This window comes from Microcoleus sp. w2-18bC1 (assembly GCF_036700365.1).
In the GTDB taxonomy this organism is placed as follows: Bacteria; Cyanobacteriota; Cyanobacteriia; order Cyanobacteriales; family Microcoleaceae; genus Microcoleus.
This window is the reverse complement of sequence record NZ_JAUBOS010000088.1, coordinates 1-20404: the sequence shown is the minus strand read 5'-3', so window position 1 is coordinate 20404 and position 20404 is coordinate 1. Positions and strand designations below refer to the sequence as shown.

Sequence of the window (20404 nt, the reverse complement as noted above, 5' to 3'; positions counted from 1 at the left end):
AACTTATATTTAACTCGGCTTGAAGATATCGATCGCTCTTATTCTTGATGTGCGATCGATTATTCAGCAAGCCCTATGTAGATTTTCTATTCCCCTGATACCAATCGAGTACCTCTCTTCTTTTCTCAAGAGTCCCAATTTGCTTAAACAGATTCCACACCCCATCATGACCATCCCCCAAGCAGGTTATCGCTTCACTTTGAGGTTGCCTATTTACCCATGCCACTAAATCTGGATTATTTTGGAAAAAAGCTGCCCCTACAAAGGCGATGTACCTTAACCGCCTTATAGTTCCTCCAGATACTTTCTTCTCCTTCATGAGTTCTCAGTCTGACATTTCCTGCGTCTATACTCAATGCTTCTACTTGCTCCGTAGCTTGAGCCGAGGAGAATTCGTAACGCTCTAATAGTCGATGTTGTGTACTGTGCGGTACATAAATTCCTGTCAACATTTTGAGGTCTCTCTCGGCATTGGCAAAAGATTCATTTCCCACTAATAATAAACAACATTTTTCCAAATTAAAACTCAGACGACTTCCCTTCTTTATTCCCAGCCTTTGGGCTTGTTTACTCGATATAGTTATTTCTCCTACACAACTTTTTATGGTTCTTTTTCTACCCGAACCTTTTCCCCCCGCCGAGTGAAAAAAAAAACGCTAATTTCTGGTGCTACTGTCTCAATTAAATGTTCTCTCACACTCAGTTCTACGGATTCAAAGCTTTGTAGATTGTCTACTGGGGTATTCTTATAAAGGATCTCTGCTATTTCTTGGAGATTTATTTTGATCTTCTGCTGTTCTTCTGGGGTCATGCGAACTTGGATTATGGTAATTTATCTGCTTTCTATAGCAAGTCTATTTGAGTTGTGAATGTAGAACAACCTGAAACGCTTGTGATGATTGAATCGATTGTTTACAAATCAAATGGTTTTGCTATATTATGCCATCAGCTTAGCCAGACAATAGTCTGAGTATTTATACTGACTGCAAAAGTGGGATGCTCCCATACAACTCGCTCTAGAAAGACCGAGAACAGTATGGGTAGCAATTCAAGAAGTCGAGTTATCAAAATGCACAGGTAAGAAAGTAATAGCCATCGTCATGAATGCAGAGACTTTCGATACCGCGACTGAAATAGATTATTTGATGAGTAATTTTGACTTATCAACAGCTACAGAGGAGTGGATAGTAAAAACTTATTCACAAAGAAATTGGGTCGAAGTTTTCTATCGGGAAGCCAAGGGCTGCTTGGGGTTAAATGAATATCAAGTCAGAGATGAAAGCAGCCTTAAAAGACATTTTATTATGGTGTTTTGTGCCTACACTTTCATTTTGTGGCATACCTTAACAGGAGGATTAAGGCGCAGATGGGCAAACAAACCTTTAAACACTTTTACGCTATGCACTCGAAGCATTTCGGACAGCCATATCTTTTAGGTTTGTGAAATGGTTGAACCAAAATTGGGACGTATTCTCCGCTTATAAAGCCAGTTTAGGCTTTGTTTGGGCTTAAAATTTGTTTAAGTCCCGTTAGTTGCAATTTGGGGAAATATATCGGTTCTTCGATTTCCCATCCCATAGTCAGGAGTCTCGCTCACTCAAATGTCCGGGTGTTGAAATCCGCCAATGTCACTACCTGTCGTTTAACTGCGTCTATATCTATCATAGAAAGGATGTGAGAAATTATCGGAAACCTGTTATGGCGACAAATGAAAGTCAAATAAATCACATTTACGGTTCAGAGGATGCTCAGGGTATTTTACAGCTTGCGATCGCGCGGCGACAGGATGAAGGGGAATTATCCAGAGTGCAGCTTTTCGAGATTGCAGCGGAATTGGGCATTTCCGAACAGGATATTGTAGCGGCGGAACAGCAATGGTTAGCAACTAGAGGAGAATTTCAAGAAAAGCTGGTTTTTAACTCTTACCGTCGTCGCAAATTGCAGAAAAATGTGACAAAGTACGCAATTATCAATACTTTTCTAGTTTTGTTTAACCTAGCAGGTTCGCACGAGCTTTCTTGGTCACTGTTCATTTTACTCACGTGGGGCTTGGGATTGTCGCTGAATGCTTGGAATGTTTATCAAACTGAAGGGGAAGATTACGAAGAAGCGTTTCAGCGGTGGCGGTTGAAGAAACAAGTGGGAGAATCTATTGGTACTGTGACGAATAAGTTTATGAAGTGGTTGCAGTCGTGACTTGGTATGGTAAAAAACGCTATCGTCCTTTCTTTTACTTCACCTGGTGAAGTAATTCGGATTTTAACTCGTTATATCAATTCCGGTTATACCGGAATGATTGTTGACTGTTGACTGTAGAAGGAGGAGTCGAAAAACTGAATATGTGAGTGTTAACTGTTGACTCGATTTTATGATTCTGATGCAACCGGAAACGATGTTACTGGAAAGAATAATTGTTAAAATGTTTTCTTGAACCTATCCCAAAGCGCGATCGCCCTTTATTGAGTTACACAATGAAGGACACTGCAATGCCGTGTCCCTACAAATATCCCTCTTTTAGTCCCTCCCGCCAGTCGATCGCATTCTCTGGGCCCGAAAAACCTAACTTTCCTGGGGCAACTTTCCATTAACAGCATCTTTAACCACAGGATGAATTAAAGCAGATCGCAAACCTTGCCGAATTTCCGAACTCAAATACCGGCGCTGCAAAACCTGCCATTTTTGCCAAGCTGCATAGCGATTTGCGGCCAACAAACCAGCCAACTTCGGCAACTCTTTTTTCAGATCACGCTCGACAAAATCTGTCAGAAACTCGCCTAAAACTTCACTGTCTTGAATATCGCCCAAACATTCCTGAACAGCTTTCACATCTTCGACATAAACTTCGTAAGTCTCGCTGTAAAAATCTCCAAACAGATTCATCAAATAGCGAACTCGCTTAGCTTGCTTCCGCAAATCGTGCAGAATAGTTCCCTCGGCTGCTAACTTCTCTTCGACAGTCTCAGCATTTAAATCATCAACAACTTTAACTTTACCATCCTCATATTCCGTACCCAATAGCCAAGCCGGATGCAGGAAAAACTCACTGACTTGAGGTAACAGTAAATCTGGCAAAACCTCAGCAATTGGCAAATGTTCGATCGCCTGAAACTTCGGTTTTTCCAGCCAATCCTCGATCGACTGCTTCAGCGATTCGTAGCTTTTGTGCTCTAAAATCGCCCTCACCCCTTTCAAAGCCCGGTGGCGCTGTTTGAGCAAATTCAACAAAGCCTTATCCAAAACTTTCTGTTCGTCAGTGGGCAAATTCGGGTAATAGCGGTTTTGGAGACTTTCGAGCATCACATCCAAATCCCTGAGCGTTCCCAGAATCCGCCCCACCTTACCAATTTTACGTTCAGAAGCCTCTTTTGGCCAATCTAAAACCGGAGCAAAACCAGTCACAGCCGATCGCAAACGTCTCAATCCCACGCGCATTTGATGAAGTTCTTCCGCGTCTTTGTCTTTGATAACTTCAGCCTCGTGCGCTATACTTTTGCGGAAATATTTCTCAATCGCTCCAGATGCAGCGTCTCCGAGAGTTTTAACTTTTGCTGATGTTTTTACGTTCATGGCAGGTGTAGATTCCAGATCCCCGATTGACTTTAATTTGGATTTCAAGGCTTTGCTAATAAGGGGTTATATCCTAGCACACACTTTTAATTTTGGAAGCGCCACCACAATAAATCTTAATATAAAGTGCTTGACAATTTATACAAAATCAGAATTTAGCAATCTTCAATTCTTCAATCCAAAATCCAAAATCCAAAATCCAAAATCCAAAATCCAAAATCCAAAATCCAAAATCCAAAATCTAAAATCCAAAATCTAAAATCTAAAATCTAAAATCTAAAATCTAAAATCTAAAATAAAATGTCCCTCCCTCGCCCTGGAACTCATAAAAATTGGATTTCTGGCGCGCTTTTCCAAATAGGTTAAGATCGCTGCAAACCGATGTTTATTCGCCAAAGGGTGAGAGAGGGTGCGATCGGAGGACAAGTTTTAAATTAAATCAAACCCGCCCAGCTTGTCCGACTTCAATGAAGCAGTTTAGCCTTTCCAGTCTTTCTCAGATTGCGAGAGCACGTAGGTTGCTACATCCTCGATTTGTTCGGGCTTCAAGCGGCCGGCGAAAGCAGGCATAGCATTTTTGCCCTTAGTTACCTGAGTGGTAATAGCTTCCAGAGAATTCATGCCGTACTTCTCAAGAGCTTCCTTTTTCAAGGTTTTCATAGCCATAACCACGTTGCCGCCACCGATGTGACAAGCAGCACAGTTGGAGCTAAAGATTTTAGCTCCGTTAGCGGCATCTCCTGCCAAAGCAGGGCGGCCAAAGCCGACGGTAAAAATTGCGATCGCTAACAGGGCGATCGATAAGAGTCTTTTCAACGCAGTTCTCCTCTAATGGACACGCAAAGGGTGATTCTTTAGATATTTTACCTGTTAAAACAGGCGCGATCGCGCAGTCGTATCGCCTTCTTCCGAGTAATTTACCACTTTTTGGCAGTGGCAATTCAACTCTCAAAATTCTCGACGCCCCAGCCCGGAGCTTTCTGAGCAGCCCGGATCACAAAAGCAGCTAAATTTTCAATCTCAGCCTGTGGCATCCAGCTTTCCGGCACTTGGCGGCACCAAAAAGTCTCCTCAGTACCGTCATAAGTCATCGGTTCTCTCAGATACCCCACCAGACTATTGATGTTGTTGCGGGGAGGCGTTGCCCCCTTGAGATCAGACAAAGACAGAGATATCGTCGGATCAGGCAAATTAGCTCCTCCGACGTGACAATTCAAGCAATTTTGCTCGAACAATACCTTGCCCGCAGACAAATCCTGAGCCGAAAACAAGCGAGTATGTCCCTCAGAGTCCAACTCCAGAGCCACAGGTTCGCTGGCTTGTAAATACCTATTCACGTAAGAATCGGCAGCAGCCAAAACAGGTTGAGGAGCCAACAGCACGGGCAAAATAATTAACATCCCCAACAGAAAGCAGACAAAAGCACCACGACGCAGCATGAGGGACTACAACCTTTTGCGATAATCAATGAGCCGGAGGTAAATTTTAGATTTCAGATTTTAGAGCGAAAAACCACCAGCCAGCAATTATTGCCGAACTTCAGCCCTCTCCCAATCCAAAATCCAAAATCTAAAATCTAAAATCTAAAATCGATTAGCGAGCGCCTTTGCCACCAGCCCACTGCTTGGAGACAATTTTTGGCTGCAACAGAATGTGACCGGCAATCGCGTACAAATCGTCATCCGAGAGATTTCTCATCTCAGCAAAAATATCCGCGCTCTTCATGCTCGGATGCAGTTCCGAAATTTCCTCAAACCCGTCATAAGTGGTGGGATTTTTCATAAAGTCCACCAGCGACTCAATATTATTCCGGGGCGGGTTGGCCAAAGCCAGAGTTTCCGGGCTCAAATTCACGTTCGGGTCAGTTTTGGTCATGCCCGCAGCGTGACATTGAGCGCAAGCCGAATTGAACAGGCGTTTGCCTTGCTCAACTTGTTTGAGGCTCAGCACCACTGGAGTACCCTTGTCATTCAAAGGCAGAGTGCGAAGTTCAGGACTCAGTTCGATAGCCATCGCACTGCTGACAAATAACTGAAATGTCAAGAATACAGCGGTCAGAGCAATGAAATATCTTTTAAGCATGGTTCTCCTTAAAAAAATCCGGCAAATTATTGAACGCTAAGAGATCATACCTGGCAAACAGATTTGTGTTCAAAATTCCCTCTTTCTACAACAACTGGCGAAAGTTTGTGCAGCCATACCTTTAAAGGTAGAGGAATTTTGCGATCTAATCTGCAAGAAGTTTTGAGTCGCGCCTTTTTTCGAGAGTGGACATAATTGCCTTAACATCCTCCAAAGCCAAACGGGTTTGAGGGTGCTTGTAGGCAATTTCCAACTCATCGCACAAGCGGATAACTTCTTCAACAGGGACGTTGAAGTCCTCTGCTATTTCTGCGATGGACAGGTCTGCAAAACCCATAATTTTTAGGTCGCTGACAGGTCAAAATTGAGTTGACGGCTATTAACTGAAAGCCGGACAATTTTAGAAAGCGCTGTTAGCTTGTTCTGTTAGTTTGTTCTGAGATTTTGTTTGATCTATCGCAAGCTAACTAACCGCTAACTGCGACTAGGCATTTTTGCCCAGCCTAACTTCAGGGCCAATCAACTTCCGATCAATATCATCCCACTGCTGCGTCGTTATTACCAATAGCACTTGCGCGCGCGGGGCTCAAAAGCCGGTGTCTGCGTGAACGTCTCGTTACCAAACTAAATATTTTTGGTAGAACCCGGCTTTTTCGCAATTCCTCAGCAATTTCCCTCTGTGCCGGGACTCACCAACAGACAATCATCCGGCGCAGCAGCTTAGGGAGAAAGCTTGAAAGCGTGAGTCTGCGGGGGCAAAGCGTGGTTATCGCTGGCTTCTAGGGCGGGGAATTCCGAGCCTGCCAAGAAAGGCTGGGGCTGGTGGAGGCTGATGAGCTGACCGAGAGTTTTCTTTAATTGAGTCCGGGGTACAATCAAGTCTACAAAACCGTGGGCGAAGGAGTATTCGGAAGTTTGATAATTTTCCGGCAGCTTTTCCCGCAGAGTTTGTTCGATTACCCTGCCGCCCGTAAAGGCCACAGTAGCTTTTGGCTCTGCAATTATAATGTCTCCCAGCATGGCAAAACTGGCGGTGACGCCGCCGGTGGTCGGGTGGGTCAAAATCGGGATGTAAAGCAGTCTCGCTTCCCGGTGGCGTTCCAGAGCCCCGGAAATTTTAGCCATTTGCATCAAGCTGAGCATTCCTTCTTGCATTCTTGCGCCACCGGAAGCGCAGACAATGATCACGGACAAGCGTTCCCGCGTGGCGTGTTCGATGAGGCGAGTTAGCTTTTCTCCGACAACTGAGCCCATGCTGCCGCCGATGAACTGAAATTCCATGACTCCGAGGGCGACTGGCAAATTTTCGAGTTTGCCGATGCCTGTTTCTACGGCGTCTAGGTGGCCTGTTTTTTCTTGAAATTCTCGGAGTCGATCGCTATATTTTTTGCGGTCGCGAAATTTCAGGGGATCTGTGGCGTGCAGTCCTTCGTTAATGGGTACCCAGGTATTGGGATCGATCAACTGTTCGATGCGATCGTCACTGTAAACTCTGATATGATGCCCGCATTCCAAGCAAACCATTTGATTTGCTCGCAGGTCTTTGGTATAACTCAGGGCATCGCAAGCTTCGCATTTATTCCAAAGCCCGTCCGCAATTTCTCGTTCCGGCCGTTCTTGGGAGTTCGGTACTGATTTTCGTCGATTTGCAAACCAATCAAATAGAGACATTAAAACTTGGTAATTGTTAACTGTTAACTGTTGACTGTTGACTGTTGACTGTTGACTGTTGTTATTTGTGAGTTGTTAGCTGCTACCAATAACTAATAACTAATAACCCATAACAACTGACAATAAAGAACAGACTTGACTACTGAGTATTGTCCTCTTCAATGGGACTGATGAGGAGCGATGCTGTTCGCTGGTGTTCTGGAAGAACTTGCAGGGCTGTAGCACTTCCAGCACCCAAATAAGATGCTATGCCCAAGTCTACAATCCGGGCTGGGATTTCATGAGCTGCTAGGAGCTGCTGCATTAATTCCGCTTCCCAACGAAAGCTAGTGGTTTTAAGTGTAATCCAAGACACGGAACAATTTTACCAATTTTTGAGACAATATTATGTTCGATCGCGCCTGACTACCGGCAGATCAGAAACTAAAATTCGGGAAAAACAACTGCAAGTAAGTAGATAAGATCGCTTCGCCCCACAGAGCAGTAATTGCTGTACCGAGAGCCAGAAACGGGCCGAAAGGCATGGGTTGACGCCGATCGAGTAACCCGATAGCGATCGCCCCGCCACCAGCAAAAGCCCCGGCTATACAGGCAATAAATCCCGCTAGCAGCAAGTATTTCCAGCCCAGCCAAGCTCCCATCAAGGCGGCTAATTTGGTATCTCCAGCCCCCATAGCATTCTGCCCCAGCCCGATCGTCCCGGCGAGTCCGATCGCATCAAACAGCCACAACCCGACAACTGCTCCCGCGATCCCATCGAGTACCAGATAGTGTATCGAGTCGATCAAACTAAATGTCGGCCACCAACCTTTCGCCACCTGGAAAACCAATCCCAGCACCAAACCCGATCGAGTTAAAGAATTAGGCAAAGTCATTGTATCGCAATCAATCAAAGACAAAGCCAACAGCCAGCTAAACAAAGTCCAAAAACCAAGAGTTTGCACTGTTACGCCAAACCGCCAAAAGATTAGCAAAAACAGCAAACCCGTAGCTGCTTCCACCAGTGGATAACGGGCCGAAATCCGACTCCGGCAGTGATTGCAGCGTCCCCGCAGCCACAGCCAACCGAAAACGGGTATATTTTCGTAAGTTCTGAGTTGATTTAAACATTTGGGACAGCGAGAAGGAGGGTTGATCACAGACAAACCCGCAGGCAACCGATAAACTACCACATTTAGAAAGCTGCCAATAGCCGCTCCGACAATAAAGACGATCGCCATGACAAGGCAATTAAAGATAATTTCCATTAAGTTGACTGTTCACTGTTGACTGTTCACTGTTGACTGGGGTTATGTTGACTGGGGTTATGTATCACTTGTTACTTCTCAATAGTTAGTTGTCAGTTGTTAGAGCCTGTACGGTCAATTACCCATCATAAAAGGTATTAATAGTCAAGAAGGCAAGTTTTCATAAAATCCTGAAAACATGGCTCTTCACTAGAAACCTATTTTAGTGCGAGAGTTCGAGCGGACATAATATTAGTGACTAATTATCAATGCCCAATGCCCAATGCTCAATTATCAATTACCAATTACCACCAATGACCAATTAGCAATTAATACATTTGAGATTCAATTTCCTCAAAAGTAACAAAACGTTCACCGGGCAATAAAATCGGCTGCGAAGCAAAAATTATCTGGCCTCGATCGCTTCCTTGACTGACAACTACACCCGCCGGACGCTGCATCTGATCGGAATGCACTTTCAGATACATACCATAGGCAGAGCGAGCAGCTCGGATCAAATCGGGAGCTAGCAAGCTGTGACTTTCGGAAGTTTCTATAGTGGGTTCTGGGTTTGGCTGATATGGAGTCACTGGAAACTTATCATAATGGTATAGGTCGAGTTACTGGTGTGGGCTCTCGATCGATAGAACTTACCCTATTTTTTAAGAATAAACTTAGGTGGAAATTATTAATAGATTAACCTACAATCCTCCCTTGGCTGCGATCGAACTGCGACTGCGATCGCTCCTTTCGGCTCAACTGTACGCTGCTGCGTGGGTAGATCCTTCCCCGGCAACGCTCATGGGGGTTTTCGAGCACCTGCGAACTCTGCGCTACATCCTCCACGACTACGTACCGAGGCTCGTGTCCGAATCTCCGCCCAATCCGGGCGAGGTGCGCTACCAGTGGCAAACAGGCACCTTGCTGTTCACGGATTTGGCAGGGTTTACCTCGCTGTTGGAAGCGAATGCGACCCAGGGGCGCAAGGGAGCTGAAAGCCTGCTGGGCGTGATTAACGACTATTTTGCCTCGATGATTGAAATTGTCAGCAAATCGGGCGGGGATTTGCTGGAGTTTACCGGAGATGCGATGCTGGTGCAGTTTCTGTCAGGAGTTTACCAAGAGGATACAGCCAGGGCGGTGCGGGCGGGTTTGCGGATGCAGCGGGCGATGGCTGAATTTGCCAATATTGAAACGGCGCGGGGTGTTTTGTCTTTGAGGATGCGGGTGGGCATCCACTGCGGCCGCTATATTAGTGCTGACATCGGTACCCCGCTGCGGATGGCTCACGTACTGCTGGGGCATTCAGTGCAGCAAGCCAAGCAAGCTGAGGGTTCTGGAACTGTGGGGCGGGTGTGTGTGACGGAAACTGCTAGAGAGTCTTTGGGAGAGCAATTTCGTTTTGAACCCGGGAAACCGGGTTATTTTTTGGTGGCGGACGATTTCACGGACGATCGACTCGGAGAGTATGATATCACTTTGACTGGGCGGCGGATGCCGAGTTCGGTCTTGCTCGATCGCAGCGTGGCGGGCTTGGTAAAAGAAATCGGGGAAGCTGTGAATCGGCTTGAACCCCTTGCTAGTTATATTCCCAAAACTATCCTGAGACTGCTGGTGGAAAATGCAGACAGGCGGAAAATTCCGCCGGATTTTCCTGAACCGACGGTGATGTTTGTCAACTTGATTGGTTTACCGGAGTCTGTGGACAAAGCTTCGCTGGAGGAAGAAGTCAATCTGATAGTGGCTTTTTCTCGGGTGTTTGCGTCGATTGATGCTGTAGTCTCAGCTAAAGGGGGCGTGTTGCAAAAAGTAACGGCGCACTTAGACGGTTCGGATATGCTGATTTATTTTGGCGTACCTGACGCTCACACAGATGATGCCAGCCGCGCGGCTAGTGCGGCGATTGCAATCCGAGATCTGATTGTAGGTTGGCCTCTGGTAATTATCGCGGGTGAAGAAGTAAAAGTAAGCTGTCAAATTGGGCTGTCGCGGGGGCCGGTGTTTGCTGCTGAGGTTGGGGAACCGCGAGGGCGTAGGGAGTTTAATATCCTCGGCGATACGGTGAATACGGCGGCTCGGTTGATGAGCAAGGCGGGGGAAAACCAAATTTTGATTGCTGAAAGGGTGTATGAGTCGATCGAGCTAAACTTCATTTGCGAGGCTTTGGGATCTGTTGCTCTGAAGGGGAAATCTGCTCAAACTCCGATTTTTGCTTTGCAAGGTGCAAAAGGGGAGAAGGGGAAAGCGGGCGTTTAAATAACTTTGCTGGGTAATAGTTGTAGAGGTTTTATGGTTCACAAAGGCAAGTACAGTACAACCGCTTTCCACTGTGACTACTAAATGTTATTTTTATAATTTTTTAGGATACATCACAAGAAAAACCGCCACTTCGTCAGATAAGTTCCGGTTGCATCGGAATGATTTAACCGCAGAGAACGCAGAGAACGCAGAGGGAGATCCCAGAGAGATGAATAATTCCGATGAGGGGCGGAATTAATATCACTCGCATAGACTAAACTCCGATCGATACTTCACAGTTCCGCTGCACTCCTGCAAAGCTCCACTTTCTAACTCCAAAACCATAAAAGCCTCATCGGGCACATCGTATTCACATTTTAAGCTCTTTCTACTAGCAGGAATGAACCCAAAACGCGGATAGAAATCTGGATGACCCAGCACAACCACTGCCTGAAATCCCGATCGCGCGCACTCTTTTAAACCTTCCCGTATCAGTAGCGTTCCGATACCTTGCCGCTGATAGTTGGGTAGAACTGCGACTGGCGCTAACCCCAGAATCGACAAATTCCTCGAACATTTTCCTTCGACGACAACCGGACTGAAGAAAATGTGTCCGACAATGCGATCGGATTGTACCGCAACGAAGGAAAATGTAGATGCAATTCCCCGCAATCGATCGACTAAGTTAGCCTCATTTTCTCGCCCGAATGCCGCAATATTAATGTTGCGAACAGCTTCTACATCTTCTGGCTTTTCGGTACGGATATCCATAGCTTAGGAATGAGAATTAAATAACTTCCACTCTTGAAAGTGGGATGGGCATCCCGCCCCTCCAAAAAGGACGGGCGGGACGCCCATCCCACAATAACAATTAAAATTGTAAGTTATTTAATTCGCGATCCTTAGATTAAGTGTTGTGCAGCCGCTCTGGCAGACGAATTACTACAGAAACTGTTTCTATCTTGCGATCGCGATCTTAATCAAATTATAGCGCCCCTGAATGCTTTTTCCTCTTTTTGAGTTATATATTTTTGGCAATTAATTATACAACGACTTGCAGATCAATGCCAAATCGTCGCCAAAGTCGATCGCTTCCAATCTTCACGCCCGATGCGGAACCGCTTAAATCTCCTTATTGCGGTACAAGCTGACTGGAAGACAATCGCTTAATGCCCTCCATCGCTGTAGTTTCTCCGGCTTTGTCACCGCCCTCACGAGCAATTTTTAAAGCTTCCTCGTAGGATTCGAGAGCTTGAGCATTTTGACCGAGACTTTCATGAATTGCGCCCATATTGTTGAGCAAGCGTCCGATACTTGTCTTGTCACCGATTGCTTCTAACATCGGTATTGCTTGCTGAAAATAAATCAGCGCTTGAGTATCTTTGCCGAGTTTGCGAGAGGTAAGTGCCATGTTGTTGAGGAGGCGGCCGACGCCAGCCCGGTCTCCGATTTCCCGGCGAATTGCTAAAGCTTGGTGGTAAAATTCCATCGCTCTATTAAAGTCGCCGATGTTGTAGTAGACGCCGCCCATGTTATTGAGGGTACGGCCTAAATCGCGCCGATCGCCGGCGGCCGTGCGAATCGTCCGCGCTTGCTGGTAAAATTCGATCGCCTTGGCGTAATCTGCCTGTTCTGCGTACACGGCCGCGATGTTGTGGAGGGATTCTCCAATTTCAATTTGGTCGTCGGTAGTTTTGGCCAGTTCCAAAGCTTCTTGGTGCAGTTTCATCGCTTCGGAAAAATTGTCCCCAATCCGGTTGACGAAACCTATGAGATTGAGAGTGCGCGCGGTACGACGCCCTCCGCTGATTTCTCGGTGAATGACTAAAGCTTGCTGCAGAACTTCCAAAGCTTTGGGCCTCAAACCCATTTCGCCATAAACTTCCCCCATATTATTGAGGGTTTCTCCGATTCCCGGTTTGTCGCCTAGTTGCTTGCGAATTGCCAAAACTTGCTCAAAATTCTGGATTGCTTCTCGAAACAAACCCTCGCGGTGCTGTTTTACTGCTGTTTTAAAGAGTTCGTCTGCTTGCATTTTGGGGTCTGTTGCCTGAGCGAACTCGCTCGCTTGGGTGCGCCTCGCATTTATAATTGGGGCATAAGCGCGGGCGTCTGAAATTGCCAGCAAGCTGAGTGCGGGCGATAAGACAATACTTATAGCTGCGAGATAGCTGAAGTGGTAAGAGCGGCGGTGCACCGATCGAGTCCTCCAATAGCTAAGTGATAACTATTAAGATAGAGCTTTTTGGGGTGTTCCTGCCAATTTTTTTCTCAATTTCTAGGTTCTAACTGGGTTTTTGTCTTGCCAGACGGCCATAATCAGCGGCATATTGTTGAGAGCGGATATGACAGCAAAGTTTTTGCTGGGTGGAAGCGATACTTTTTCAGAACTTTGCAAGATGATGTCCTGTTGGTCAATCGTGATCCAAGCAATTCCTGACAAAACTTGAATTTGTCGATGAGTTTGAGGCAATCGGTATACCTCGTTTTCCATCAGAATAATGCGATCTGGCGCTGCACATTCGGAAGATATTTGAAGCATAGCATCTCCTACTTGCTAATTGGTAATTGCTAATTGGTAATTGCTAATTGGTAATTGCTAATTGGTAATTGCTAATCGAGGGCTGTATTTCACTTCTTTTCCACGCAACCCACACACTACTATTGGCAATAACGCCGATCGAGCCAAGCGCGCATTTCATCATCCGTCGCCACGCAGGTAGAACGACCAGTCGCCCGATCGCAACCGTGCCACCAAGTGTTACCATAGCGATCGCACGTCTGCCAAATTCTCAGTTCGTCCTCACTCGAAATGAGGTAGAGCAAAAACTGCCCAATTTTTTTTATAGCTAAAAAGAGAGATAGCCCTTTATGTTTTTCGGATGGGTTAGCTCGATCGGCTATCCAAAAAAACATCATTATTCGGGGGTTGATTCGACTTTTGTAAGTAGACATAGCCAACACCTTAAAGTGATAAATCCTACACAAACTGCACCCATAAAATTACAAGAAATAGCTTTTAACTGCAATAATTTCATCGCAATTACAGCACAATATGGTTGTCGTGCAATTTCTGTAAAAGTCTATCTGTTACCTGATAAATTAACTTTAACTCTCAGGCAATTGACAATCAAAGCATTACTTGCATAGGTTGTATGAATAAAATCGATATATCGAAGCCCTTGTGACAATTTGGGTACTACTGGCACAAACGCTATGAACGAAATCAATACGCGACGGATGAAACTCTCTCAGATTCAAGCTTTGATAGCTGTAGCAGACTGTGAAAACTTTAGCGAGGCGGCTTTGCAATTGGAACTGTCCCAATCCGCAGTCAGCCACGCCATCGCCTCTTTAGAAACAGAATTGGGAGTGCAACTGTTCCACCGGGGGCGACACGGTGCTCAACTGACGCCGGTGGGGGAAAGGGTAGTGAGTCACGGGCGTCAAATAGCCTGCGCCTTAGAAAGAATGGTCAAAGAAGCGGATTTAGAAAAAGGTTTGCAGGGAGGCCAGGTACGGATAGTTACTTTTCGGAGTGTCGCAACTCATATCCTACCGGGTATTATTGCTAAATTTCGCAGTTGCTTTCCCAAAATTACGGTTAGCATTACCGAAGTTTATTATACCCAAGCTGTGGAAGAGGCTTTGCGATCGGGCAAAGCAGACATCGGTTTTGTCTCTCTTCCCATCTCCGATGAATTTGAAACTAGGGAAATTTTGCGGGACAAATATTTGGTTTTGCTGCCGCCGAAGGCGCAATGTAAAAGTGCTAAGATTACGTGGGAAGAATTAGCGAATTATCCGCTGATTTTGCAGCCGATAGAAAATGCTTGTTCGATACCGCTTCGTAAGTATTTGACAACTGCAGATTTTCCCATAAATATCGGTTACGAACTCAGCGAAGATTCAACAATTGTCAGTATGGTGATGCAAGGTTTGGGTGCAGCTATTCTGCCCCGTTTGGCCGCGGAACCGATACCATCTTCGGTGAAAGTTTGCAGTTTACCGGCGGATTTTGAGAGGGTAATCGGGGTTGCTGTTTTGAGGGATGGGCTGTTAATTCCGGCCGTGTTTGCGTTTTTGGATTTAGTTAAAAGTGCTCCAGAGGTTGATAGTGAGGGTGACTTTCCGATTAATCCTTCATGAGAAACCTCAGTCAGTTGTTATTGGTTATTGGTTAGATGGGGATTTTGTTACCGCCGATATCAGCAGATGAACACAGATGAACGCGGATGGCATTTTATCTGAGTTCATCTTCTGTTAAAAAAATGGCATAAAATAGTACGATCGCTGATTGCCTATTTCATACGTTTTGCAACAAGACTAGAACTGTCGCCTTGGTGGAATTTGATTCGACCGTCTACCGAGTTTTTATCCTTTAATTTGAGCCAACCGCTACCAGATGCAGGATCGTTCTCATCATTACCGTCCCATGTAAACTCAAATCGCTGATCCTTTCCATCTTTTACGACTTCGCCGTCAATGTCACCTGATACTAAACCGAATTGAAATTCTCCTGAACCTGCTTCATCAATCTCGATATAGGCTTCAACTTCCATGTCCAAGTAATCACTATCCCACATGGCCATCTCTGTGATCCGCCATGTACCGCTATATTGCATTGCTTTCATCCTCCACTTGTATTAACGGAACAAAACCAATATAGTCGAAACAGTGACGCTCAAGCAGTACGCAAACGCTCAATATCTCGGATCGGCGGCGCACCAAACATACGAGAATATTCGCGGCTGAACTGTGAGGGGCTTTCATAACCCACCTGATAGGCAGCATTTGCCGCATCGGAGTTTTCGGCAAGCATCAGGCGACGTGCTTCTAATAGTCTTAATTGCTTTTGATATTGAAGTGGACTCATCGATGTCACTTCCTTGAAATGGTAATGGAAAGATGAAGGAGACATATTGGCTTGTCCTGCCAAATCCTCAACCCGCATCGGTTTTGCAAAATCAGTTTTAATCAGTTTGAGCACCTCAGCGATGCGCTGCATATTGCTGCCAGATGTTGCGATTTGGCGCACAGCTTCGCCTTGCTCACCCATTAAAAGACGATAATAGATTTCGCGGATAATCAGCGGTGCCAGCATCGGGATATCCTGCGGCGTATCCAAAAGTCGTGTCAGTCTGAGGGCGCAATCGAGTAATGGTGCATCGGCATTGCTGACAAACAAACCTCTGACAGAGTTTTCTTTCTTACTGGCGCTTGGACTGGTTTGGGCAGTAATAATGTCACAGAGTTGGCGTGGGTCTAAATTCAACTTGAATCCTAAATACGGCTTGTCTGGAGTGGCCTCTACAATAAATCCACTCAGAGGTAAATCAACTGAGATCACAAGATATTGAGCCGCGCCATAACGATAGGTTTCCTCACCCAGCAACGCTTCTTTTTTGCCCTGAACGATGATGCCGAGAATAGGTTGATAGACACCGTGCAGTGCGGCGGTAACTGAAGATTCTCGCGTAAATTCCAGCTTATCTATAGCTGTTTTATGAAAACCGTTCCCCTTGCCTTCAGTGTGTCGAGTTACTAATGCCGCCAATTCTTTACATTGATTAGCGATCGCATCTTGATTTATTACTTGGTTGATTATTTCAATCGCCATGTGGTTTTCTCGACTAATTTAATCATTATCTTTTAAGCATTATAGAACATCTTTATCCATTCATAAAATCTTGCTTTGGAGGATTAGGCAATAAATTGCGAGGTCTGTGTATTCAAAACCCTTGCTTTTACTCATAGGATGAACACATCTGAATGAAACAGTAAAAGGATAAGGCAATGACGAAAGACAAGACAAAAATCGCATTGGTAACAGGGGCGAGCCGAGGACTTGGCAAAAATACCGCTTTGACCCTTGCCAGAAAAGGAGTCGATGTCATCGTGACATATCACAACAGCGAGGAGGATGCCCAAAATGTCGTATCTGCGATCGAAGCGATCGGGGCTAAAGCTGTTGCACTGCAATATGTTTCTTTAATTAAAATCAACCTCACTTCAAGGAAAATATTAGCAAATCTATAAGGGAGGCAAAATCATGAACAAGCAATTTTTAACTTTCACCGTAGCGGGAGCAATATTTATGGTTTCACCTACCCGATCGCCAGAAACAGTTCTACAACCTTCTGAAACAATGACACGCCAAGAGCGGGGCGAAAAAGTTCTGAATAGTTTGTCAGGTGGAAAAGGTTTGCCGCCGCATTTTGTTCAGCTTCAAAAAGATTTCCCAGAACTTGCTGACATGACGCTCAAATATTCCCTAGGCGATATCTGGGCTCGTGAGGTGCTAGATAATAAAACCCGCCAGCTTATATCACTTGCAGGGTTTGCGGCACAAGGCACAATGCCGCAATTCAAAGTTCACGCTCAATATGCCTTGAATTACGGTGCTACGCCGGAAGAACTGATGGAAGTTATTTATATTACCACAGTGACTTCCGGCTTTCCCCGCGCCTTGATTGCAGCAGGAACTCTCAAAGAGTTGTTTCAGGAAAATAATATCAAGTTCCCAGTAACATCACAAAAATAGGAGATATCAATGTCAAACTTAAATGGAAAGGTTATTATCATCACTGGAGCGAGTAGCGGAATTGGTGAAGCCACTGCTAAATTGCTTGCTAAAAACGGCGCGCGAGTGGTTTTGGGTGCACGTCGCACCGATCGCCTAGAAGCGATCGCCAAGGACATTCGTGCGGAGGGTGGAACAGTCGAATACCAGGCTCTCGATGTCACGCAACGCAGTCAAATGGAGGATCTCGTTCAATTTGCCCAGAGCAAGTTCGATCGGGTAGATGTCCTGATTAACAATGCTGGCATCATGCCTCTATCCGCACTCGAACAACTGAAAGTTGAGGAATGGGATAAAATGATTGATGTCAATATCAAAGGTGTTTTGTACGGCATCGCGGCGGCACTTCCTGTCATGAAAGCACAAAAATCTGGTCAGATTATTAATCTTTCCTCGATCGGCGGACACGCGGTTTCTCCTACTGCTGCTGTTTACTGTGCTACTAAATTCGCCGTTAGAGCCATCTCAGAAGGCTTGAGACAAGAAGTTGGGGGCGACATTCGGGTGACGGTGATTTCTCCTGGAGTAACGGAGTCTGAGTTAGCCGAGAGCATCACTGATGAAACTGCAAGATCGGGAATGCAAGAATTCCGCAAAATAGCTATTCCTGCTGCTGCGATCGCGCGATCGATTGTATTTGCGATCGAACAACCTGACGATGTTGATGTTAGCGAAATTATCGTCCGACCAACAGCCAGCCCTTACTAAGTAGGTCAATTTAATTAAATCTAAAAGGCGAGGGTTATTAGATACCCAACTTCTTTAAAAAGTCGGGTATCTGGGGATTATGAGTTTTTATGAGGACTTAGTTAGCTTACCAATTCCCATTGCCAATTCCCAATTTTCCCTTACACAATTTAAAACTATTCCCCGTATCTCTGCCGCAAAATAAATTCAGCTAGTGCTAAATCTACGGGTGTTGTGACTTTCAAATTCGTCTCTTCTCCCTCCACAATTTGCACTGGTAAACCGCATTTTTCAAACAAAGCCGCATCGTCGGTAACTTCCCAACCTTTTTGTCGCCCTGCTTCGTGACACTGCTTTAACAATTTCACTTCAAATCCTTGGGGAGTCTGGGCCGCCCACAAATTGCTTCTGTCTGGGGTGTCTCGCACGATCCGACGCTCATCTACGACCTTAATCGTATCCTTGACCGGGACGGCAACAATCAAGCCCGGACAGGTCAAGAGGGCCTCTGCTGATCGATCGAACAATTCAGCAGTTGCCAAACACCTCGCGCCGTCGTGAATCAACACTCGATCGGCATTGGGCGGCAAAGCCTGCAAACCGTTGTAAACTGACTCTTGCCTGGTGGCGCCACCTTTAATCAGTTCCACGGGCTTAACCAAAGATAAATCGCTCAGAATGGCTTTAAAATCAGGAAAATCGTCTGGCTGGCCCATGATACCAATCCAGCTAATGTGCTGCGAAGCTTCAGCAGCAGCCAAAGTCCAACTCAGCAATGGTTTAGAGAGCAAAGTCAGCAGCAGTTTGTTCCGCTGACTCCCCATCCGTCGCCCCGAACCCGCCGCAGGAATTAATAAGTGCATTTACTAACCGTTTTTAACCCAACTAGATATATATAATAAGAGCGTCCTGTACTTTTGAGTCAGTTGTTTAGCTGTCAGCCAGTAGCTTTTAAGGTCTAGAAATACTATAAGCTGATAGTTGAGAGCCGATCTCTGAGAGCTACCTCGATCAATAATAGCCCGATCGTTTATGATGCGAATACTAGCACTTGTCCCTGGCGGGATTGGCGACCAAATTTTATTTTTCCCCACTCTTGATGACCTCAAGCAGTCTTATCCCGACGCGCAAATTGATGTCATCGTGGAACCGAGGGCAAAGGGTGCTTACCGAGTCTGCAAATCCGTCAAAGAAGTCTTGACGTACAATTTCAAAGACCGCAACGCTATGGCAGATTTGGGCAATTTACTGGGCGTAATTCGCGATCGCGAATACGAAGCAGTTATTTCCCTCGGCCAGCGGTGGACTGTAGGGCTGCTGCTGTGGCTGACCGGCATTCCGCAGAGAGTTGGCTATTCTGGAACCAACGGTGCTCGATTTCTCACTGCTGCTGTACCGCTGAAAACTGAACAGTACGCCGCTTCAATTTACCACGATTTGCTGCAAGGATTTAACATTACAAATCCTTGTCCGGTGATCGCAATTAATGTACCAAAACAGGACATTCAGTGGGCGGAAGCCGAACAGCAGCGGTTGGGCGTAAAAGAAAGCGGTTACATTCTAATTCACGGCGGTTCGAGTCAATTAGCTGTGTCTAAAGGTATTGACAAAATTTACCCTACAGACAACTGGAAGCAAATCATTGAAGATTGTCAGCAGCGGCAGCCGAATTTGCCCGTTGTTGTTGTGAAAGGCCCCGAAGATGCAGACTTCGTGACAAAGTTAGTCGAGTTATGTCCAAATGTAAAAGTTATCTCGCCGGATGATGTCGGCAAGTTGGCGGCGACTATTGCTGCTGCTAATTTGATGATATGTACTGACAGTGCGCCGATGCACTTAGCTGTGGCGGTTCAAACTTATACAATAGCTTTGTTCGGGCCGACTGAACCGGCGAAATTGTTGCCAAAGAGCGATCGGTTTTTGGGCATTAAATCTCCTACTGGCAAAATGGCAGACATCTCTCCTCAAGATGTTTTAAAGAAGGTTTGGGGCGGCTAAGAACTAGGATATCTTAGCTGGTTCCCAGGCTGTGCCTGGGAACCCATATCTAGAGGCTCTGCCTCGCTTATCGGGCTTTCACAGGAGGCGCAGCCTGGGGACGAGGAATCATTTTCGGTAATTCCTCTTTCGCTCTTCGTTTTTCAACAAGCTCCATCATCTGCTGTAATTCCTTGAATGGTTAGGCAAACAATCTATTTTAGAATGATGAGTTTACCTAAATTTGCATTTCTTCTCTTCAGTCCGCGTAGGCGGACTTTATTTGTGTAGACGCGATTTCAAGAGACTGTTGGCGAATTAAAAAAGGGTGAAACCAAACATCCCATAATCATGGAAAAAAAACTACAATGAG

General features: G+C 45.7%; 25 protein-coding genes and 1 pseudogene. 8 read left to right on the top strand and 18 right to left on the bottom strand.

Annotated elements, in window-relative coordinates:
- Nucleotides 1-236: 236 nt before the first annotated feature.
- On the bottom strand, nt 237-494 hold the full coding sequence (locus QT979_RS26510; protein ID WP_333312149.1) for a hypothetical protein: 258 nt from the start codon (nt 492-494) through the stop codon (nt 237-239).
- A 107-nt stretch (nt 495-601) separates the two neighbouring features.
- Nucleotides 602-811 (bottom strand): hypothetical protein, encoded by a 210-nt coding sequence (locus QT979_RS26505; RefSeq protein WP_333312148.1) that lies wholly within the window; start codon nt 809-811, stop codon nt 602-604.
- 193 nt (nt 812-1004) lie between these two features.
- Here QT979_RS26505 and QT979_RS26500 point away from each other — a divergent pair.
- Nucleotides 1005-1512: pseudogene (locus QT979_RS26500) on the top strand (IS701 family transposase); the annotation flags it as partial.
- 186 nt (nt 1513-1698) lie between these two features.
- A complete protein-coding gene (locus QT979_RS26495) occupies nt 1699-2196 on the top strand; it encodes a 2TM domain-containing protein (RefSeq protein ID WP_333216601.1) in 498 nt (165 codons plus the stop codon).
- 363 nt (nt 2197-2559) lie between these two features.
- Here QT979_RS26495 and QT979_RS26490 read toward each other — a convergent pair whose 3' ends face one another.
- The 9 genes from QT979_RS26490 to QT979_RS26450 form a co-directional block, all read right to left on the bottom strand.
- A complete protein-coding gene (locus QT979_RS26490) occupies nt 2560-3567 on the bottom strand; it encodes a CHAD domain-containing protein (protein ID WP_333312147.1) in 1008 nt (335 codons plus the stop codon).
- Nucleotides 3568-4044: 477 nt separating this feature from the next.
- A complete protein-coding gene (petJ, locus tag QT979_RS26485; RefSeq protein WP_333216837.1) occupies nt 4045-4383 on the bottom strand; it encodes a cytochrome c6 PetJ in 339 nt (112 codons plus the stop codon).
- Between the two features lie 125 nt (nt 4384-4508).
- On the bottom strand, nt 4509-5006 hold the full coding sequence (gene psbV2, locus QT979_RS26480) for a photosystem II cytochrome PsbV2 (RefSeq protein WP_333216839.1): 498 nt from the start codon (nt 5004-5006) through the stop codon (nt 4509-4511).
- 154 nt (nt 5007-5160) lie between these two features.
- Nucleotides 5161-5649, bottom strand: coding sequence for a photosystem II cytochrome c-550 (gene psbV / locus QT979_RS26475; RefSeq protein ID WP_190663569.1), 489 nt, complete (start codon nt 5647-5649; stop codon nt 5161-5163).
- Nucleotides 5650-5794: 145 nt separating this feature from the next.
- Complete coding sequence (locus QT979_RS26470) at nt 5795-5986, bottom strand: translation initiation factor IF-2 (RefSeq protein ID WP_333058460.1); 192 nt, start codon at nt 5984-5986, stop codon at nt 5795-5797.
- Nucleotides 5987-6369: 383 nt separating this feature from the next.
- Entirely contained in the window at nt 6370-7320 is a 951-nt protein-coding gene (gene accD, locus QT979_RS26465) for an acetyl-CoA carboxylase, carboxyltransferase subunit beta (RefSeq protein ID WP_333216841.1), read from the bottom strand.
- Nucleotides 7321-7459: 139 nt separating this feature from the next.
- Nucleotides 7460-7675 (bottom strand): hypothetical protein, encoded by a 216-nt coding sequence (locus QT979_RS26460; RefSeq protein ID WP_333216843.1) that lies wholly within the window; start codon nt 7673-7675, stop codon nt 7460-7462.
- Nucleotides 7676-7736: 61 nt separating this feature from the next.
- Complete coding sequence (locus QT979_RS26455; RefSeq protein WP_333312146.1) at nt 7737-8567, bottom strand: prepilin peptidase; 831 nt, start codon at nt 8565-8567, stop codon at nt 7737-7739.
- A 308-nt stretch (nt 8568-8875) separates the two neighbouring features.
- On the bottom strand, nt 8876-9136 hold the full coding sequence (locus QT979_RS26450) for a hypothetical protein (RefSeq protein ID WP_333216847.1): 261 nt from the start codon (nt 9134-9136) through the stop codon (nt 8876-8878).
- A gap of 88 nt (nt 9137-9224) precedes the next feature.
- On the opposite strand from QT979_RS26450, the gene QT979_RS26445 reads away from it, so the two are divergent.
- Complete coding sequence (locus QT979_RS26445) at nt 9225-10802, top strand: adenylate/guanylate cyclase domain-containing protein (protein WP_333216849.1); 1578 nt, start codon at nt 9225-9227, stop codon at nt 10800-10802.
- Nucleotides 10803-11045: 243 nt separating this feature from the next.
- Here QT979_RS26445 and QT979_RS26440 read toward each other — a convergent pair whose 3' ends face one another.
- The 4 genes from QT979_RS26440 to QT979_RS26425 form a co-directional block, all read right to left on the bottom strand.
- Entirely contained in the window at nt 11046-11555 is a 510-nt protein-coding gene (locus tag QT979_RS26440) for an N-acetyltransferase (RefSeq protein WP_333312145.1), read from the bottom strand.
- A 361-nt stretch (nt 11556-11916) separates the two neighbouring features.
- Nucleotides 11917-12981 carry a tetratricopeptide repeat protein gene (locus QT979_RS26435; protein ID WP_333216696.1) on the bottom strand — a complete coding sequence of 355 codons (1065 nt, stop codon included), beginning with the start codon at nt 12979-12981 and terminating at the stop codon, nt 11917-11919.
- An 81-nt stretch (nt 12982-13062) separates the two neighbouring features.
- On the bottom strand, nt 13063-13326 hold the full coding sequence (locus QT979_RS26430) for a hypothetical protein (RefSeq protein WP_333216694.1): 264 nt from the start codon (nt 13324-13326) through the stop codon (nt 13063-13065).
- A 119-nt stretch (nt 13327-13445) separates the two neighbouring features.
- Entirely contained in the window at nt 13446-13739 is a 294-nt protein-coding gene (locus QT979_RS26425; protein WP_333312144.1) for a hypothetical protein, read from the bottom strand.
- A gap of 261 nt (nt 13740-14000) precedes the next feature.
- Between QT979_RS26425 and QT979_RS26420 the strand changes: the two genes are divergently transcribed.
- A complete protein-coding gene (locus QT979_RS26420) occupies nt 14001-14933 on the top strand; it encodes a LysR family transcriptional regulator (protein WP_333216689.1) in 933 nt (310 codons plus the stop codon).
- 152 nt (nt 14934-15085) lie between these two features.
- On the opposite strand, the gene QT979_RS26415 is transcribed toward QT979_RS26420, so the two are convergent.
- Both QT979_RS26415 and QT979_RS26410 read right to left on the bottom strand, forming a co-directional pair.
- Nucleotides 15086-15418 (bottom strand): hypothetical protein, encoded by a 333-nt coding sequence (locus QT979_RS26415; RefSeq protein WP_333312143.1) that lies wholly within the window; start codon nt 15416-15418, stop codon nt 15086-15088.
- A 50-nt stretch (nt 15419-15468) separates the two neighbouring features.
- Entirely contained in the window at nt 15469-16404 is a 936-nt protein-coding gene (locus tag QT979_RS26410; RefSeq protein ID WP_333312142.1) for an AraC family transcriptional regulator, read from the bottom strand.
- Nucleotides 16405-16580: 176 nt separating this feature from the next.
- On the opposite strand from QT979_RS26410, the gene QT979_RS26405 reads away from it, so the two are divergent.
- Genes QT979_RS26405 through QT979_RS26395 form a run of 3 tightly spaced genes read left to right on the top strand, consistent with a single transcriptional unit; the run spans nt 16581 to nt 18075 of the window.
- Complete coding sequence (locus tag QT979_RS26405; RefSeq protein ID WP_333216683.1) at nt 16581-16823, top strand: SDR family NAD(P)-dependent oxidoreductase; 243 nt, start codon at nt 16581-16583, stop codon at nt 16821-16823.
- Nucleotides 16824-16836: 13 nt separating this feature from the next.
- Nucleotides 16837-17328, top strand: coding sequence for a carboxymuconolactone decarboxylase family protein (locus QT979_RS26400; protein ID WP_333056926.1), 492 nt, complete (start codon nt 16837-16839; stop codon nt 17326-17328).
- Between the two features lie 9 nt (nt 17329-17337).
- Complete coding sequence (locus tag QT979_RS26395) at nt 17338-18075, top strand: SDR family oxidoreductase (RefSeq protein ID WP_333312141.1); 738 nt, start codon at nt 17338-17340, stop codon at nt 18073-18075.
- 155 nt (nt 18076-18230) lie between these two features.
- Here the strand turns inward: QT979_RS26395 and ispD are convergent, their stop codons facing one another.
- Nucleotides 18231-18917 (bottom strand): 2-C-methyl-D-erythritol 4-phosphate cytidylyltransferase, encoded by a 687-nt coding sequence (gene ispD, locus QT979_RS26390; RefSeq protein WP_333312140.1) that lies wholly within the window; start codon nt 18915-18917, stop codon nt 18231-18233.
- A gap of 172 nt (nt 18918-19089) precedes the next feature.
- Between ispD and QT979_RS26385 the strand changes: the two genes are divergently transcribed.
- Nucleotides 19090-20052 (top strand): glycosyltransferase family 9 protein, encoded by a 963-nt coding sequence (locus tag QT979_RS26385; RefSeq protein ID WP_333312150.1) that lies wholly within the window; start codon nt 19090-19092, stop codon nt 20050-20052.
- The last annotated feature ends 352 nt before the right edge of the window (nt 20053-20404 follow it).

Bases quoted from the DNA above. Each gene is read 5' to 3' on its own strand.
- QT979_RS26505 (WP_333312148.1), bottom strand. From the start codon at position 811: ATGACCCCAGAAGAACAGCAGAAGATCAAAATAAATCTCCAAGAAATA.
- QT979_RS26495 (WP_333216601.1), top strand. From the start codon at position 1,699: ATGGCGACAAATGAAAGTCAAATAAATCACATTTACGGTTCAGAGGAT.
- QT979_RS26490 (WP_333312147.1), bottom strand. From the start codon at position 3,567: ATGAACGTAAAAACATCAGCAAAAGTTAAAACTCTCGGAGACGCTGCA.
- psbV2 (WP_333216839.1), bottom strand. From the start codon at position 5,006: ATGCTGCGTCGTGGTGCTTTTGTCTGCTTTCTGTTGGGGATGTTAATT.
- psbV (WP_190663569.1), bottom strand. From the start codon at position 5,649: ATGCTTAAAAGATATTTCATTGCTCTGACCGCTGTATTCTTGACATTT.
- QT979_RS26470 (WP_333058460.1), bottom strand. From the start codon at position 5,986: ATGGGTTTTGCAGACCTGTCCATCGCAGAAATAGCAGAGGACTTCAAC.
- accD (WP_333216841.1), bottom strand. From the start codon at position 7,320: ATGTCTCTATTTGATTGGTTTGCAAATCGACGAAAATCAGTACCGAAC.
- QT979_RS26455 (WP_333312146.1), bottom strand. From the start codon at position 8,567: ATGGAAATTATCTTTAATTGCCTTGTCATGGCGATCGTCTTTATTGTC.
- QT979_RS26440 (WP_333312145.1), bottom strand. From the start codon at position 11,555: ATGGATATCCGTACCGAAAAGCCAGAAGATGTAGAAGCTGTTCGCAAC.
- QT979_RS26430 (WP_333216694.1), bottom strand. From the start codon at position 13,326: ATGCTTCAAATATCTTCCGAATGTGCAGCGCCAGATCGCATTATTCTG.
- QT979_RS26425 (WP_333312144.1), bottom strand. From the start codon at position 13,739: ATGTCTACTTACAAAAGTCGAATCAACCCCCGAATAATGATGTTTTTT.
- QT979_RS26420 (WP_333216689.1), top strand. From the start codon at position 14,001: ATGAACGAAATCAATACGCGACGGATGAAACTCTCTCAGATTCAAGCT.
- QT979_RS26415 (WP_333312143.1), bottom strand. From the start codon at position 15,418: ATGAAAGCAATGCAATATAGCGGTACATGGCGGATCACAGAGATGGCC.
- QT979_RS26410 (WP_333312142.1), bottom strand. From the start codon at position 16,404: ATGGCGATTGAAATAATCAACCAAGTAATAAATCAAGATGCGATCGCT.
- QT979_RS26405 (WP_333216683.1), top strand. From the start codon at position 16,581: ATGACGAAAGACAAGACAAAAATCGCATTGGTAACAGGGGCGAGCCGA.
- QT979_RS26400 (WP_333056926.1), top strand. From the start codon at position 16,837: ATGAACAAGCAATTTTTAACTTTCACCGTAGCGGGAGCAATATTTATG.
- QT979_RS26395 (WP_333312141.1), top strand. From the start codon at position 17,338: ATGTCAAACTTAAATGGAAAGGTTATTATCATCACTGGAGCGAGTAGC.
- ispD (WP_333312140.1), bottom strand. From the start codon at position 18,917: ATGCACTTATTAATTCCTGCGGCGGGTTCGGGGCGACGGATGGGGAGT.
- QT979_RS26385 (WP_333312150.1), top strand. From the start codon at position 19,090: ATGCGAATACTAGCACTTGTCCCTGGCGGGATTGGCGACCAAATTTTA.